At 43.7% G+C, this 16,934-nt stretch carries 11 protein-coding genes; 8 read left to right on the forward strand and 3 right to left on the reverse strand.

What is annotated here, in order from left to right; translation table 11 throughout:
* Positions 1-88: 88 nt before the first annotated feature.
* Positions 89-298, reverse strand: a complete 210-nt coding sequence (locus tag ACQ86K_RS11910) for a hypothetical protein (protein WP_431200432.1) — start codon at positions 296-298, stop codon at positions 89-91.
* Positions 299-772: 474 nt separating this feature from the next.
* Here ACQ86K_RS11910 and ACQ86K_RS11915 point away from each other — a divergent pair, with 474 nt between their 5' ends.
* The 3 genes from ACQ86K_RS11915 to ACQ86K_RS11925 all read left to right on the forward strand — a co-directional run bounded on the left by ACQ86K_RS11915 (position 773) and on the right by ACQ86K_RS11925 (position 5,065).
* Complete coding sequence (locus ACQ86K_RS11915) at positions 773-3,001, forward strand: tetratricopeptide repeat-containing sensor histidine kinase (RefSeq protein WP_431200433.1); 2,229 nt, start codon at positions 773-775, stop codon at positions 2,999-3,001.
* The gene (locus ACQ86K_RS11920; RefSeq protein ID WP_431200843.1) at positions 2,998-3,306 is read left to right on the forward strand and encodes a sensor histidine kinase; all 309 of its coding nucleotides are present in this window, start codon (positions 2,998-3,000) and stop codon (positions 3,304-3,306) included. Before ACQ86K_RS11915 ends, ACQ86K_RS11920 begins: the two co-directional genes overlap by 4 nt.
* A gap of 1,258 nt (positions 3,307-4,564) precedes the next feature.
* The gene (locus ACQ86K_RS11925) at positions 4,565-5,065 is read left to right on the forward strand and encodes a hypothetical protein (RefSeq protein ID WP_146750428.1); all 501 of its coding nucleotides are present in this window, start codon (positions 4,565-4,567) and stop codon (positions 5,063-5,065) included.
* A 418-nt stretch (positions 5,066-5,483) separates the two neighbouring features.
* On the opposite strand, the gene ACQ86K_RS11930 is transcribed toward ACQ86K_RS11925, so the two are convergent.
* Positions 5,484-5,684 (reverse strand): hypothetical protein, encoded by a 201-nt coding sequence (locus tag ACQ86K_RS11930; protein ID WP_091176276.1) that lies wholly within the window; start codon positions 5,682-5,684, stop codon positions 5,484-5,486.
* A 290-nt stretch (positions 5,685-5,974) separates the two neighbouring features.
* Complete coding sequence (locus tag ACQ86K_RS11935) at positions 5,975-6,133, reverse strand: 1-deoxy-D-xylulose-5-phosphate synthase N-terminal domain-containing protein (RefSeq protein WP_143020910.1); 159 nt, start codon at positions 6,131-6,133, stop codon at positions 5,975-5,977.
* A gap of 465 nt (positions 6,134-6,598) precedes the next feature.
* Between ACQ86K_RS11935 and ACQ86K_RS11940 the strand changes: the two genes are divergently transcribed.
* From ACQ86K_RS11940 to ACQ86K_RS11960, 5 genes are all read left to right on the forward strand, one after another.
* Positions 6,599-8,293 (forward strand): hypothetical protein, encoded by a 1,695-nt coding sequence (locus ACQ86K_RS11940; protein ID WP_091176274.1) that lies wholly within the window; start codon positions 6,599-6,601, stop codon positions 8,291-8,293.
* Positions 8,294-8,297: 4 nt separating this feature from the next.
* On the forward strand, positions 8,298-9,068 hold the full coding sequence (locus tag ACQ86K_RS11945; protein WP_431200434.1) for a hypothetical protein: 771 nt from the start codon (positions 8,298-8,300) through the stop codon (positions 9,066-9,068).
* Between the two features lie 89 nt (positions 9,069-9,157).
* Positions 9,158-12,802: a carboxypeptidase-like regulatory domain-containing protein gene (locus ACQ86K_RS11950; protein ID WP_431200435.1), complete on the forward strand. Its 3,645-nt coding sequence runs from the start codon at positions 9,158-9,160 to the stop codon at positions 12,800-12,802.
* Complete coding sequence (locus ACQ86K_RS11955) at positions 12,799-14,745, forward strand: hypothetical protein (protein WP_431200436.1); 1,947 nt, start codon at positions 12,799-12,801, stop codon at positions 14,743-14,745. Before ACQ86K_RS11950 ends, ACQ86K_RS11955 begins: the two co-directional genes overlap by 4 nt.
* Before the next feature lie 12 nt (positions 14,746-14,757).
* Positions 14,758-16,764, forward strand: a complete 2,007-nt coding sequence (locus ACQ86K_RS11960; RefSeq protein WP_091176269.1) for a fibronectin type III domain-containing protein — start codon at positions 14,758-14,760, stop codon at positions 16,762-16,764.
* Positions 16,765-16,934: the final 170 nt, after the last annotated feature.

Consider the following 16,934-nt stretch of genomic DNA (forward strand, 5'->3'; position numbering starts at 1 on the left):
GCTATCCGCATTGGTGGCGTCGTAATAAGTTGATAATTCCGCCAGTACGTCAGCGGCTTCAATGGTTGTTGAGTTTTTGGGAAGCAGTTTAACGCCCTGTTCGGCATATTTTCTGCCCGCAACTATATCTTTTTTCGCGGTAGCTTTGTGAAAGCAAGCTGTAGGCGGCGATTTCCTGTGGCAAAAAATGATATTGATGACTTAGGGAAAGGGCCTGGTTGCCATAATTGATGGCGTTACTTAGGTCGTCGGCCTGCTCACCCGGTTTATTCACATAGGTAGATGCTAAACGGAGCAATGCGTTGATCTTTGCTGTGTCTCCGAGGTCGATCTTCTTAATGCCAGACGGTATATCCGGTAGAAGGGGGAATTGGATTTACTGAAAGCAGGGTGGGATAGAAGTAAGACAAGAATAAAGATTTTAAAAAACAGCTTATTCATAAGTAGGGGGCAACGTCAAAAGTATAGATTTTATAACCGGGTAGTTAAGGTTCGGTGTTTTCTTACCGGGATTGAATTCTTGTCAATAACAAAGTTGATATGATTTTAAAAGTGTCAATCAAAATTATTGGTTTGCTGCCAGCGGGTGCTCTTTTGCTAGTTAAAAGGAGGGAGTGTATACTGTCAAATCCTTATTTCTTTATTTTATGCGTAAATTTGGGACATTGCTTTAGCTTAATAGCGAAATAAGATTGAGCGGATTAGAAACGGAAATGATCCGGTTATCGCTCCGGTAAGAACTCCACTCACCGGACGAGATTTATCTTTTACTATGGGAAAAGGGATTTTTTCTATTTCTTTCTTTTTGCTGTTTGCCCTGACGGCCCTTGGTCAGGTAACTAAGGGCGTGTTGCTTGTAAAAAAGGAAACGGATAATAACCTTTCGGCTTTGTTGGAAAAGTTAAGCCAATCTCCTTCAGATACCAATAAGATCAATTTGCTCCTTAAAATTTCGCATGTTTATTGGTATTCCAGAACCTTAGAGAACAAGGCTATTGATAGCACTATGTTATATGCAGGTCTGGCACTTGAGTTAAGTAAAACTTTAAATTTCACCGAGGGCGGCAACGAGGCCAAATTTATGCAATGCAAGGCCTTACTTGAGCGAAATCAGTTTAAAGACGCATTGGATATAGCATCCAGTACCGATGGTGAAGAAAAGGCGAGGTTGTTGTTGCTTATTGCCGAACGCGGCGTTTTTAACTTTCCGCCCGACAGTAAAGAATACATCCAGGCTATGCCATTGATAAACCAGGCATCGGCGGCGGCAAAGAAAGCCGGCTCAACTAAATGGATGAACGAATGCTTTGTCCTGACAGGTAAATTTTACTTTAACCGAGGTAACGTAGCTTGTGGCAAGAGGGCATTCATGGATATCATTCAAAGTTTTCACCAATCAGGAGAAACTGAAAATGTGGCTCGAACATGGTCGCAACTTGGTACGTATATGCCTGAGAATAACAATACCTATCGCGATATTATTTACAGTAATGAAATGGCCGTAAAATACTATCGCCAGGCAAATAACCTGAAAGAAGCTGGATATAGTTTACGCGACCTTGTTATTATCCGGGGAAACCATGGCCAGATTGTACAGGCCGAGAAAGATCTGTTGGAAATGCTGAGACTTTTTTCGGAATGTCACGAGCCGCTTTCTATAACCACTTACTATATCGTAAGTGACTTTTATCGTTTTAACGGCCGCTATGATAAAGCCCTCGACTGGGGATTTGCTGGGGTAAAGGCTGCCGGAGATAATCCTGATAAGCAGATCAGACCGTATATTGCGCTTGGCAACACATACGCGGCGCTGAAGAAATTTGATAAGGCTATTCAATTTTATCAGATAGTGCTTCAATATGATATCAGCAAATCTGACCGGGATAAGTATGTTGATTGTTATAAGATAGCCAATTTCATGGCCTCAGGAGGGGCACCTAAAAAGGCATTTAGATTTCTCAACGATTTTTTAAAGAAATATCCAACCTTATCGGTTAATAACAGGGAACTCTTTGCCTCAACGTACGGGTATATTTATGACCTGCTCGGGAACCAAAACCTTGCAGAACAAAGCTATTTGGAAATGCTCAGACTTGATCAGGCTGCCGATCAGGAAAATGGGAAAAGGATAGGCTATCATTTAACTTTAGCCGGTGGCGGCGCTTTATTCATTATAGGTAAGTATTATACCCAGCATCACCGTTTCAAAGAAGGAAAGAAATACCTGGAGGCATCGTTAAAGGATCCGCAATATTTTGACCGGGACCAGGAGCTTGATACCCATAAATTGTTGTTTAAGGCAGATTCTGCGCTCGGAAACTTTATTCCGGCTATCAGGCATTTTGCCAGGCATAAAGCGTTAGACGATTCTATCAATAATTTAGCTGCGAGGCAAAAAATATCTGAATTAAATATCAAGTATGAGGCAGACAAAAAGTCGAAGGATATCAAATTGCTTGAGAATAAGCAGAAACTCCAGGAAGCAGTAATAGAACGCTCCAATACAATCCGCGATGTGATGATTGGGGGCGTTGTGGTGCTGTTGTTGCTGGCAACCCTGGCGTTTTGGGGCTTTAAAAGCAAGCAGAAAATTAACAGAAGACTGGAGTCTCAACAGGAAGCTATCAATACGCAGAATATCATTTTACAAAGGTTATTATACGAGAAGGATGGCCTGCTTGCAGATAAAGACGGGCTTTTGAAGGAGAAGGACTGGTTGTTGCGAGAAGTACACCACCGGGTAAAGAATAACCTCCAGATTATCATGAGCCTTTTAAGAGCGCAGGCCGGTTTTCTTCAAAACGCAGATGCTAAAGAGGCGATAGCCGAAAGCGAAAACAGGGTTAACGCTATCGCCCTTATTCATCAGAAACTTTATAACAATGACCAGATTGCCACTATCAATATGCCTGCATATGTATCAGATTTGGTTAATAATCTCTCTAATGGCCTTGGTGTTAAAAAATTAAATTTATACAGGCAATTGATTCGCTGCATATAGAGCTTTCCCAGGCGGTTCCAGTAGGGCTGATCTTGAATGAAGCTATTACTAATGCAGTTAAATATGCCTTTAATGGCGAAGCCGGGCAAATTACTATATCATTTGCTAAAGGTGAGCATGATCTTGTAAAACTTACTGTTGCCGATAACGGGCGGGGATTACCGGAAAACTTTGATGCTATGCAAAATAAATCACTTGGTTTGCAGATGATGAATGGGCTTACGCGACAGCTGAGAGGAGTTTTTGAAATATCGGGATTGGGAGGGGTAACTGTATCGCTACGCTTTAAACTACACGTTAATTAAAAATCAATTGCCTTTCAATTGATGAATCAACATAAAACTTTTTTTGGTTAAGTGAGGTAGGTGGATATTCCTGATTAGTAGACCAATACGTTTCGAAAATGGGTTCACGACGTTTCGTTAAACTTTTATCGTGTCATCTCCCTGAATCCGATATTTGTAATTTGATCTTCGTCGACGCGATTCGCAAGGCTAATAGGTACGCAACAACATGGTCAATAATGCCGAAAAATCCAAATGTTTTTAGTTAGACAATTTTAGATTGCTTAAAATGGTTCAAGCCCATTTGGGTGCACAAAACGACCATTAATATATTGCGAAGGTCGTTTTTAGTTTTACCATTTTGAAAGGTAATATTAGGAGTCCGAAGGAATTTGATCGACTCTTAAGTAGTTCATTATCAAAATAGATGATGTATGCTTTCGCTTTGCTCACTCAATGCTCACCAAGCTGTTATTATAAAGATTAGCTTAGGTGTTAAATAAGCAGATATATAAAATGTTGATTTATATAAGGATGGAGTAGGAAAGAGCGGGAATTGAACTCCGGTATTATTAGCTTTAAAATCAATGTTTTATGACGATGCGCTTTTCCTACTCAATGAATAGCTCACTATTAAATAAAACTGGCTTTAAAAATAATTTTGAGAAATAAAAACGTTGACACTGTATTTGCCTATTACCTTTCTAACATAATCGTCTAATAAACGATGTGATTTCGTCACTGGTTTACTCGTTTTGAGGGTATCGGCGCCGATTAGTTGGATGTGCATTCCTGCTGTTTTGCATGTGGCGTGGGCCAGACATTTGTAAGACGATATAGGGCACTTGCGTACAGAACATGATTACGGAATGCCATGCTTTTGCGTGTGGCGGTCTTTGTCAGCTTTAATATCACAGCGCTCTGCTTGGCATAATTGATAAATCGCTTAAGGATTTACCAAACAGCCGACAGTCTAAAGACCGAGGTGAAGTTTAAACTTGACCGTACCATGCTGAGGCATGAACATCTGTAACGACCCATCAAAACCACTTTACGTTACCCTGATGTGCTTATCAGCTTGTACATCCTGGCAGCTAGATCAAAATAAGATGCCAGGGTTAGAAACGGGCAGCTTTACAACGCAACAAATTCAAAAGCATTTGTAACATATACGAAAGTAATTTTTGGATGAGCTACGTTTCTTTGTGAAGAAATTGTACCGGCCTTACAATCTGTAGTGATCATATTGGCTGGTTTCAAAACAACATTCTTAACTTCAATGAAAAACCTAAAAACAACCTTAGCGATACCTCTTCTCATGCTATTAAGTTGTATGATATTTGTCGGATGCAACTATAGTAAAGGCGCAAAAAAGGACTTCCGCACCGGTTTATCTTTCAGCTACAATGGCTTTATCGTGCGCGATGTTTTATTGATTGACCCGGCCAATAAACGAATGACCGATAATAAAGTACAATTGAACACCCGAATAGCTATTGTAGCGCTTGGCCTAAACAATTATGGGCTTAAAGAAGGAAAGGTTTTCCCGGGGATGATGCTCTTGGTAACTGATAAAAAGGGAACCACGGTACTTAATGCTGCCGACCTGTTTGCAGGTGCTCAGGGCTATCCGCCGGCAAGCGCTACCGAACTGCGCGGTGATATCACCATTGCAAGACCGATGGAAGCAGGGGAGACCTATCACGTAAAAGTACACATTTGGGACAAGGTGAAAGCGGATAATGAATTAAATATTGAAGCAGACCTGGTTATACAGTAAATTATTATACACCGCAAAATTTGCTAACCAATTAAATTATTTACCATGGCCATTTTATTGCCGCGAAAACCGACCCTTATTTGCCTGACAGTGCTGGGCCCCATTTGCATTGTGGACGGCATTGTCAAAAAAACACACAGGAGATCCTGGCCATGTTGGCCGTATTCATATATGCTGTAGTAACCCTGATTATGGACAGCAGAAAAAAGAAAAAACTTATAGATAAAAATAACCGGGAACATAATAATCCCGTTAATCCGAACCGATGAACCTAAACAAACACCATTATGCCCGATTGGGAAACTTTTGGACCACCGTTTCAGCATCGCCTCATAAGCACAACTTCCATTGCCACCGAAGTTTTTTTGACTTGTACTTCTCCAATTCAGTTACGTATGATTCGGCAGACTCACCGCTTTTATAATAATCTACCTACAATATCAAATAATTTCCAGTCTACATCGTCCCAGGTTCCTGATGAACAGGTCATCAGTCTGTTAAAATGAGAACGCACACCGTCGCAAATTTTAGCCAGTATCATATTCAGCCGTTTAGATGCTCCCTGCATCGCCGGGCTTTTTTCCTGACCATGAGGCGCTGCTCCTACATTAGTAATCATCCATGAAATACGTTCATTAAAGGCTTCTCCCGGGAAGGCTCTTTTGTTGAAAATAGTATATTCACAGCCCCGCTACAAAGACGGGATCGATGCTTTTTTCTAAGCTTCTCTGCCTTCATTGCCGCTTTATTCATGTACAAAATTGTTCATCGGCACGCGCATGCATCTTTCAGGGATTAAAAACACCATGTAGGCCGGCTCGGTAAGCAGCTTCGTCGCCACAACGAGAAGGGAAGTTTCTTCACCTTCTATACGCACTGCATTAACATGTAATTCATTTGCGATTATCGTCATATCATGTTTAACCAATTTGGGATTGAATGGTTCGACTGAGTGACTGCCGGGGATATGGAAGCGAAAGAATGACCGGTGCCCGATACATTACATTCACTGTCTTCCGGGCGAAGAAAACCGCTGATACCGTGTAATAATCTATTAGTATAAAAGATATTTTTTCTCCCCTTTTATATTTTATGAGAATAAGCTTGACGGTCCAATATCCCCAGCGAATTTGTCATTCGGTGTTTCGAAAAAATAATGTAGGCGGTAGCCCCGTACCTCTTGCTTCGCCAAAAGCCTAGGCCGGCATAGTGCGGAAGTGCGCCACTTGCGTCAAAATGTAACGAAAACGCAAGTATCTGCAACATACTCGAAAGAGATTCTTAGCCTCACCGTGTTTATTTGTAAAACGGATTTCGCATAACTGCGGACTGTAAAATCATAAACTATCACTATAAATATTATTAAAACTAACACCTATGAAACAGTTCACTAAAACAGTAATATATATCCCAAACGGCGATACTGCATTCTGAAAGCTATACGTAATAAAGCACCTTGTCACTCATATATCAATTTAACTCATTAACCGGCATTTAACCGGTTGATGAGTTGAAGTTATCAACCTAACTGCAATGAAAAAATACCTGCTGTTAATGGCACTTATTTACAGTGGATGCTGCAGCCTTCACGCTCAAGATCTTGAAAATATCGCTCATCAAAAGCCTGTAACCTTATCAGGCACTATCCAGGCTCAGGGTATTTTTTATAATGCAACGGGTATCCAGGATCGCCGTGCACCTTTTACTTACTATTTTTCGGGTAATCCGACTATTAGTTTTTACGGTTTGGATGTACCGCTGTCTTTCAGTTTCAGCGAGTCTGATAAATCATTCAGGCAGCCATTTAACCAGTTGGGAATAAGTCCTGCTTATAAATGGGTTACCGTGCACCTCGGGTACCGGGATATTTCTTTTTCGCCTTATACCCTTGGCGGTCATACCATGCTTGGAGCGGGTTTTGAATTAACCCCCGGCAAGCTGAGGGTGGGTTTTATGTATGGCCGGCTTAACAGGGCAACCACTATCGATACTACCACGCAGGCCCTGGTACCTTTCTCTTTTTCACGAAAGGGATATGCCGCTAAACTGGGTTATGGAACCGATCGTAACTTTTTTGAATTGAGTTACCTAAGCGCCAAAGACGATACCATCAAGCCAAAAGGTGTTACCCCACAGCAAGACTATATAAGCCCGGCCAGAAATGATGTGATGGGTTATACCTCAAGGTTTAGCTTTTTTAAGTATTTTATGTTTGAAAGTGACGGCGCGTTAAGTTTGTATACCAATGATGTCAATTCGCCAATCTCGCTTGATAATGGAAGCAGTACTTTATTGAATAAACTCCGCACTACCTTTGGGCTAAATGGTACATCCGAATACTACACCGCTTTTTCGGCGGGGCTTGGTTATAAAAGCCGGAACTACGGACTCAAACTAAAATATAAGCGTCTCGACCCAGATTTTCAGACTATGGGTGCCTACTATTTCAGCTCGGATTATGAAAACTGGACGGTAAGCCCTTCTGCAAATCTTGCCAAAGGAAAAATAAGGTTTAACGGTAGCTTGGGCTTTCAGCACGATAATATAAAAGATCAGAAACGAGCGACCAATCACCGGGTTATTGGCGCGTTTAACGCGGGCGTTGATATTACCAAATCACTGTCGGTAGATGCGGTTTACACCAACTTCTCCGATAATCAAAAGGCCCAAACCGTTTTATTTGCCGATTCGCTTAAGATTGTACAAACCACCCAAACCATCACCATCATGCCCCGGTACATGATCATCAGCACCGATGTGATCCATATGATCTCCGGCTCATTTACCCGTAATAGTTTAAATGACTATAACACTTTTTATAGTACCGATGCGGTATCGCGCAGCATAAAAACAAACCAGTATATGCTGAGCTACAATATCAACTTCACTAAAAGGATGCTGAGCGCCTACGTCAATATTTCGGATACCAAATTGAGTGGGCAGGGCATGAGCAACAGCTTCCGGTCGGCAACGGCAGGGGCAAACAAGGTCTTTTTTCAAAAACTGCAAACCGGCCTTAGCAGCACTTTTACCAGCAGCAAGTCATTAGGCGGAGAGGATACATTTATCATTAACGCTACCGGTAACCTGGGTTACCGGGTGGCTAATAAACAATTAGTATCCTTTAATTTTTTCCTTACCAATAACAAAGTGAAAACGGCAGGGCCTCAACTGCAGCCAAATTTTACAGAAACCCGCGGGGAATTAAGTTATCTACTAAGCTTTTAAGAACATGAAAAAACTGTACCTCTTTTTACTCATTTGTATTGCCTGGTTGCCCTTAAAAGCACAAGTAAGCGTGTCGATACAGATCTTGCCGCCCTATCCGCGTAAGATCACCGATTATGCATCGCAGCCTCAATTAATGGTGATCGCGGTCACCAACGTATCAACCAAAAGGCAACGGATCCAGTTACGGGGAACTATTACCGGCGATAACGGTGTGATACTTGCTGTAAAGCCAAATTACAAAAGTCCTGTAGCTATTGAGCTTGATCCGGGCCAAACCCGCAGCCTTAACGGTAATGACCTCAGTAAATTTTTTGATTATACCCAGGTGAAGTACACCGGTATAACCCAAAGTGAATTCATCAACAAAAATGGCTTGCCCGAAGGCAGTTACCGTTTTTGTTTACAGGCGTTTGATTATGATACCAATGCCGTCATTAGTCCAGATGAACCGGTAGGATGTAGTAACACGTTTACCATAAGCAGCCTGGAGCCGCCAACCATTATATCACCTATGGAGGATGCACAGCTATCCACAACCGGCGGGCAAATTGTTTTGATGCAATGGACAACGCCTCCGGGCACATCTCCGCAAATCATGTCGTCAGTAAGGTATAAGCTTAGGATGGTGGAGGTACTTGGTGACAGAAACCCCAGTAATGCACTTATGTCGGCAACGCAGCCTTATTTTTTGAGAAGGAGGTTGTCGGCAACTCCTATGTCTATAATGCCGCCGATCCGCAGCTTACACCGGGGCGCAGGTATGCGCTTTTAGTAGAGGCCTTTGATCCCTTCAATAATACCCCATTCCGCAATAAAGGCAGAAGCGAGGTTCGGTCGTTTATTTATGGCGGGGCGCCAATTGTGAAGGTAGATACCAACTTAGTTAAAGAACAAGCCAAACAAAAAGCTCAATCGGTACAATACGCTACCAATACTATAAAAGGCAAGCTGGTATGGACTTTTAAGAAAACCGAAGCGCAGTACACTGGGTCAGCTGGTTTTGGCGGGGTATCGGCTGATATTCCTGCTCCGATAAATACGATAGTGAAGGCTACACCGCCGCCAATTGTATTAACAGGCGCACCTATACCAGGTCTCGCCTCAAGGCCGATATCTTCCATTTTAAAAACCTCTGTGTTTAATGCCCCTAATGTTTTAAATGATTCCAGGATAGCCGCAGCTGCGCAGGTAGATCCTACCTTGATACCTTATGTGCCTGTACAAACCACCGCCGGGTTGGGCGCAGGCGCTGTTATGACTACAACGGGCGGCACCAACCTCTCTTACAACGAGGACGCCATAGCTGTTGACAGTGCAACAGAGCGGTACGCACTGCCTAATGCAGATATCGTCATTAAAGGAGTTGTCGATCCAAACTGGAAAACGGATAACGGTTTTTCTACCACGACAGCGAGCACACAAGCCACAAATTACACGAGTGATTTTTCGTACCTGGGCATGTACTCATTTCCGGCAAGCAGTTTTGTAAACCCCATGTTCGATTTTAGTTTTGGTTTCCATTACAACTTAGATCCACCGCCGGTGGAGGAATTGATAGCTACCAGTAAAACCGATGGCGGAGGCAATTTCGCTATTGATTTTACACATCCCTCCTATATGGGGTTAGCTAAATACACCAAACTGATCATCAGTATAACGTCTGAAAATTTTGAGCAGAAAACCGTCGAGATCCCCATAAGTAAATTGGATTCAACGGGGATGCGTGATATAGGACAGATCCTTTTACTGGCCCGCACCCTGCGCTACACGCCAAAACTCACTTTAGACGACGTGGCCGATGCCAGCCCGGAAGATAAGATAGCTGTTGTACATATTTACCGGAATAAGATTGATTTTGAAAACGATCCTTACTTATACCAGGAAGGGAATATTCCTTTTGAATCTAAACATGCTGTAACTATAAACGGCCGTAGTGTGGTTGAAGTGTCGGTTGATAGTGTAAAAATGGGAACCGGTGGCGGAACACTAAAGTATGGTAAGCTGTTTTATGGCGGGCGTTTTTTAGTGGTTATTGAAAGCCATAACCAGCGTTTCAACGGTAAAACCACCGATCTGGAAGCGCATAACCTCAACCTTGCTTCTAATCTGGTACTTAATGTTAAAGCAGATTACCGGTTAACGGCCACGCCGGCATACGTATTTGGAGAGGTAAGAATGTCGCTGCCAACGGGTTTTGTACCGGTTACGGGTGCCATAGTTAAGATTGAATACAATACGAGCGATTTATTGAATCCCGGGCCACCACCGTTCACGGGTTCAGTAATTGATTATTTCAATAGGCAAGCATCAAGAACAGCTATCCTTCTTGGCGGCAATAATAACCAGCTGCCTGTTGTCAGTGGGGTTATCGCAAGGCCGTTAATACTAAACACGCTTTCACTTGGCGGTGCGCAATTTAACGGCCCGGCAACTATCCGCCCAATTCCTGCCATTGCAGGATTACCTACCGCACCCTCGCCTATATCGAACACTGTTGTAAGTAATGCGAATAAATCAACCATTTTAGCGGAGAGTGTTTTAAGCAAGATGGATGAACTGAACCTTGTAAAAGTTTTAACTGCTGACTACGGCCCCTATAGTGTGAAGACCGATTCGCTTGGCAGGTTCACGATCCCGAACTTGCCGCAGCTAAAAGATCGCGCGAGCTTTAAGGTAAAATTGATTAAAGTAAGCAGTGAATTTCAGGATCTCGAGGTAACACCCGATACAGTACAAACTTTCCAGGCGCTGGCCAACGGATCAAACAAGGAAGTGATATTCAGCATCAAACCGGATATTGTGAGTGTGGTTGGCCGGGCTATATCGTCAACAAAGCAAGCAATTCCAAACGCGCGTTTACACTTTGTTAACTCAACGGTTTATTTTAACTCGGGCGAGGACGGGCTTTTCCAGACAAGCTATTACCAGGGTAACCATAAGCTGATGATTGAAAAGGAGGGATACATTTCACAAACCATTGATGTAGTGATCCCTGCACCGTCAAAAGCAAATGCTAACCCTGCGCTTGGCAACGGCCTGGTGTTACAAAACCCGTCTAATGTGATCTCGACAGTCAACAGGGTAATTAATCCGGTAATTAACCCCGGCGATAATATCGCAAAGCTTAACCAGCTTAATGCTAATATTCTTACCGCCAATAGTATCCAGGCATCAATTAACAGGGGCTTTGTTTATAACACACGCATGTTTGGTTTTGCCGGGCCAACAGTGGCAAGTGCTACGTCACCGGCAATAGGCGATGTAAAGCTGATAACAAACGCGATAGTGCTTGACAATAGTACGCCTAAAATTGCATCGCCTATAGGTAATATGGTGGGCAATAACCCCGTACTAACCGGCCCTGTTACCGATCAGGCCTTTATCAATAGCCCGGCAATGAGGGCCTCGGCCATTCAGTTTGCCGACCTTTATTCAAAAAACCTCCATAATAATCCGCTGGTGCAGTCGGCGGTACGTACTATTGATCTAGGCGATTGCGGTAACCTGGTACGCCGGACAGGCAGGATAAGGTTTAGGATTTTAGACCCGAACGGTGCACTTGTAAATAATGCTACTATCACGCTGTTTGATACATCACACGTAGCTACAAACGGCGAATGGTATTACGAAGGCTTTGGAGGTAATGCCAAAGTAAGCGTAACGCCTCCAGGTGGTTCCGGACTGGTAGCTGTTGAAAATACAGTGATTGTTCAGGAAAACGGTATTGAAAGTCTCCAAAACATTACACTTGCTAAAGGTACCCTGGTTAGCGGTGTTGTTACCGCTGCCGGGAGCAATTTAGGCGGCGCTGTTGTTGAGGTTGAAGGTCAACCGTATCTTAATACCGTTACAGGGGTTGATGGACGGTATCAAATCAGTCTTCCGGCAGGAAAAACCTTCCTTAAAGCATCAAAATCTGGCTTTATATCTTTAACGCAAGAGGAAAACCTAACCTCCGAACCGGCTTCCGTTAATTTTACCCTTGGCGATGGCGGTGGTAAAAACATAAGCAAGTTACTGGGTTTTCCGGTGGCGCTGGATCAAATGACCCCCGATGGCCTTAATTCTTATCGCGTAACCGGTAAATTCAGTGATCTTACCCCGCTATTTTCAGTATTGAGCAGCCATGATAAAATTTCGTTGAAGTTTACTAACATAAAAGTTACGTTTGATGCATCAAATAATCCGATACCAGAGGGTAACAAGGTACAGACCGACGATACACAGCTCTCGCTTAAATTATTTAACTTTTTACCGCTGATACTTAAACCCGACGGAGAAACCCTGGTTGTTACAGGTACAACGGGTGGTAAAGGAGAGATAAAAGGCAAGCTGCAGTTAGATATGACCGGTGTAACCGACAGTCGGGGGTACCTGCTGGCCAAAAGTTATATACCGCAGTTAATACCTGACAACACCTCATCGCCCGAGGTCCCTGTTTTCAGCTCGGGCGGGGTGCCGTCGGCGCTTACCAAGCTGAAGTTTACGGGGGAGACACCGGCATGACCGATTGGGAGGCCGAAGTGTACGGTTTTAAAGCTAAAATAGCCTTCGCGGGCAGTTATGTTGATCAGCAGGGAATTCACATGCAAGGTTCGGTAAGCACACCTGATCTGGGCGTGATAAAAACTATCAACTTAAAAATTGAAGATTTTGTGCTGAACCCGCAATTGCAAATCAGTAAGTTGAAAATAGTGGCTACCGATCTGCCCAAACTATCCATCGGCAGTTGGGAAGCTTCACTGGCCTCACTGGTATTTACGGAAGACGGCTTCAATTTTGGCGGCAGCATTACGGTGCAGATCCCTAAATCCACACCATCTACCGTAAGCTTTTCAGACCTGCGCGTTGGTAAGGATATTTTTTATGGTGGCAGCTTTAAAATCCCCGATGAAGGCTTGAACCTCCTGAATGTAGTAAAACTGATGCCGGGCAGCACGCCGCTTAGCTTTGGTAAAGCACCGGGCTCATCAGCCTATAAACTGGCCGGATCGGGCAAGATCAAGTTTGATACTTTTATTACTAAAGAGATCAACCTGCCTGTTTTTGAAATACAAACCGACGGGCGGTTTATGATAGACGCGCCAACCGATTTCTCGGCCGATTTTGCATTTGCTAAATTTAAAGTGCAAAGCATCCAGTTTAACACTACCGATCAAATCCCTTTTATTGGTGTACAGGGCGAGTTTACGGTAGAAGTGCCGATGATTAAATTTACCGCGGGCGATATCCGCTTTAAAGCTAAAGTTGGCGGCGGCATTGAAGCTTCGGTAAGTAAGCTTGGTGCCACTATCGATATCCCGGTAATGAAATCAGAGATCGAGGTGGGGATCAAGGATAATGGTTTTGACGGCGCGGGGTCATTATCGATACCTGGTACGCCTATAAATGCCTCGGTTAACTTTCACTATTACAAGGTAACCGGAGGTATTGATGTAGGGGCAGCTTTCAGCGCCGGTACAGTAATTCCTGTGGGTATCATTACTATTGATCACGTAGGTGGTGGTTTCAACTACAACAGTGCCGAAAAGAAATTTAAAATAGATATTAACGGAGGATTATCATTTACCGGCACCAGTACATTGGTTAAGCTCGATCCTATAGGCCTAACGGTAGAGAGCGGCCCCGTTATAAAAGGTTATGCTACTGTACAAGTGGCCGATTACCTGAACCTGGCCCATGCCGATCTCGTGTTAGATATACCTAACCAATATTTTACGATAGGTATCATTTCAGATATTGAGCCGATAAAGGGCCTGGTAAAAGCGCATATCCAGGGCGATTTGGTGGTAAGCGGTAAAAGTACAGACAAGTATGTGTTTTTGGGATGCGGCATGGACCTTTCACTGTTAGGCCTGATCAACGCCCGGGCGGATTACGCCATGGCTATAGGCCTTAAAAACCCGCGAACCCGTACCGACAGGCTTTCGTATTATTTTGCCAATGCAGCGCCGGAGTATATCAATACGGAGTTTTCAGGGATCTACCTTAATAGTACCGCTTCGCTTGGCATCCCCGAAAATAGGGCTATTGGTTTTGATGTATACGTAGCCAGTGCCAGTGTATGGTTCTACACTGAATCGAAATCAACGCTGTTGCTCAATTTTGCCGAAAATAGTTACCTGCTTGGCTTATCAGGCAAATATGGCGGCGGAGCCAAAGCTTGCGCTATTGGTTTATGTGTAAGCGCCGGTTTCCAGGCTTGTTATAATATCCGGGGCGGTCGTAATGATACGGATGGCTGGTTCATTTCAGGATCTGCTGGTGGCCGGGCCGACTTTAGCATAGGCGGCTGTAGCCCGGGCTGTAACTCGATAGATACGTGCTGGGACTGGCCGCCGGCCGGGGCCAAAGTTTGCGCTACTGCGAATGTAGACCTCGGGTATACGCAGCACAGAGGACTTAATTTTGGTATCCACGTGGGCGGCGACCGTTCAGTATGCCCTTAATTTAAAAACAGTATGAAAAAATTTAATTTAATAATATTACTACTGATAGCGGCCACAGGTGTAAATGCGCAGCAAATACAAACCGGGGTAGTGGGCGGCCACCTGCTGCCGTCAGACAAGCAGGTGATCATTATGGTGAACGCACCGGATGCCGGTACCAAATCCCTTAATATTTTCAGAAAGTATAAAAGCTACGAGGTAAGCAAAGATCAAAGTGGAACAGGCAACTTTAAAAAACAGGCTGTGGTTACTTTTCCGGCTTCCTATTCCGAATTTAAAAAACGCACGGGATCATTGGTAGCTGATGAATTTAAGATCAAGGTAAAAGCCAGGGATGATGCCGAAGCCTGGGCCACCTTGCAAAGCGGCGATGTACAAAAAATTGGTTATTTTTTCCTTTCCAAAGAGTTTTTGGAAGGTATCGGGATGATGTGGACCGATACTGACATCAAAGGCAATTCGGCCGCTACGGTTTACCGAGTTTCGGGTATTGACGCTGCGGGGAAAACGGAGGTTATTTATACAGAAGCAGTTTCGGCGGTAAAGCGGGTGCCTTTCCCCAAGTTTAAATTGAACAGGGCTTTGGTTGCCGATAGTGTGGTTCAGTTTACCTGGTCGGTTCCGGCACCGGCTGCAAACCCTGCCGTTTTCGCATCGGTATATAAAAAATCTTCAATCTCAAAACGCTTCACTGTGGCCGCCGAACGTTTGATAGTTTATAACCGCGATGATAGTTTGCATGTTTATTTTACAGAAAAGATAAACCCCGGCGAATTGCTTACCTATTATATGCAACCTTATGATATGGCCGGCAACAAAGGTGCAAGTTCTGATCCCAGCAGCCATCTTAGCAAATCATTTAAAAGCATCGCAACCATTACCGGTCTTAAGGTTAAAGATACCACCAATGCGTTGTATTTAAGCTGGAACGCCTTGCCACGGCAGGCCGTTTACTCGGGGATCCAGATTCTTAAATCGCGCTCGGCGCAAAAGGAATTTGTTGTTGCAGATACGCTTGCACCAAACGCAGTTAATTACCTCGACCGCAAAGTGCTGCCCAATATGGTATATTACTACCAGGTGAGGCCTTTGCTGGTACCTTATCCGGGCTTTAAAATGCTGCCAACCGCTACCGCGAATGGCTCAATGCAGGTAAAAAATGAGAGGCCGTCAAAACCGGGCGGGCTAACCGCCAAACAGGATAGCACCCGGTTTATTGTACTTAGCTGGGATAAAAACCCTGAGCTTGATCTTTTTGCTTACTATGTGCTTCGTGGTACGTCTGCTAAAGATATGCAGGTTATTTCACCGCCAATCCGTGATACCGTTTACCGCGATTCGTTAAAATACCTGAACGGGGCAACACAATACATATATGCTGTGCAGGTAATGAACCTGGCGCAAAACATGAGCGATATATCCGCATCGGTAGGCATCCGTCCGTTAAAAGCCCAGTATGTAGCATCGCCTGCAGGAGTGCAAAGCCGCTGGGCCGATAGGGCTGTGAGCCTTAAATGGGAAAACACTGTTGCGGTGTATGACAATGTGATTGGCTATATCGTATTCCGAAGAGAAAAAGGGCAGCCTTTTTTTAAGATGATCTCAAAAGTGGAGCGCCTTCCGTTTTTCAGGGATACACTCGCTACGCCGGGCAAAACTTATGAATATGGTGTTACCTCCGTTGATGCTTTTGCTAACCAAAGTTTGCTGTCATCGCTTACTGAGCTAACAGTACCAACCTATGATTTTATCTCCCCGCCTTCGGATTTTTACCTGATCAACAAAACCGATGGCATTCAGCTTACCTGGCCTGGAAATGACAAGGGTAATGATTACGTAGTTTACCGTAAAGCTGTTACTGCGAAAAGCTTTAGCAAGGTATCTGACGTTAAAAATGCGGTTACCTACGTAGATAAAACCGTACAACCAGGAGTATTATACGTTTATAAAATAACAGCGATGCTTAATAAAGTGGAAAGTAACGCGGGGCAGGAAAAAGCCATCAGGCGGGCAAAGTAGTATAAAACTATTAATCGCAAAATATTAACAGATGATACCCTTTCTCTACGTCCCCTTTTTGGTGGGCGACTGTGATGATCTTCGTGATAACTATTTGTATTTATAGATATCTTTAATTATGCGGGTCTGCATTTGCATAGATCTTTAAATACAAAGTTCTACAACCTACG

The sequence above is a fragment of the Mucilaginibacter sp. P19 genome, assembly GCF_050632265.1.
GTDB classification, from domain to species: Bacteria; Bacteroidota; Bacteroidia; order Sphingobacteriales; family Sphingobacteriaceae; genus Mucilaginibacter; species Mucilaginibacter gossypii.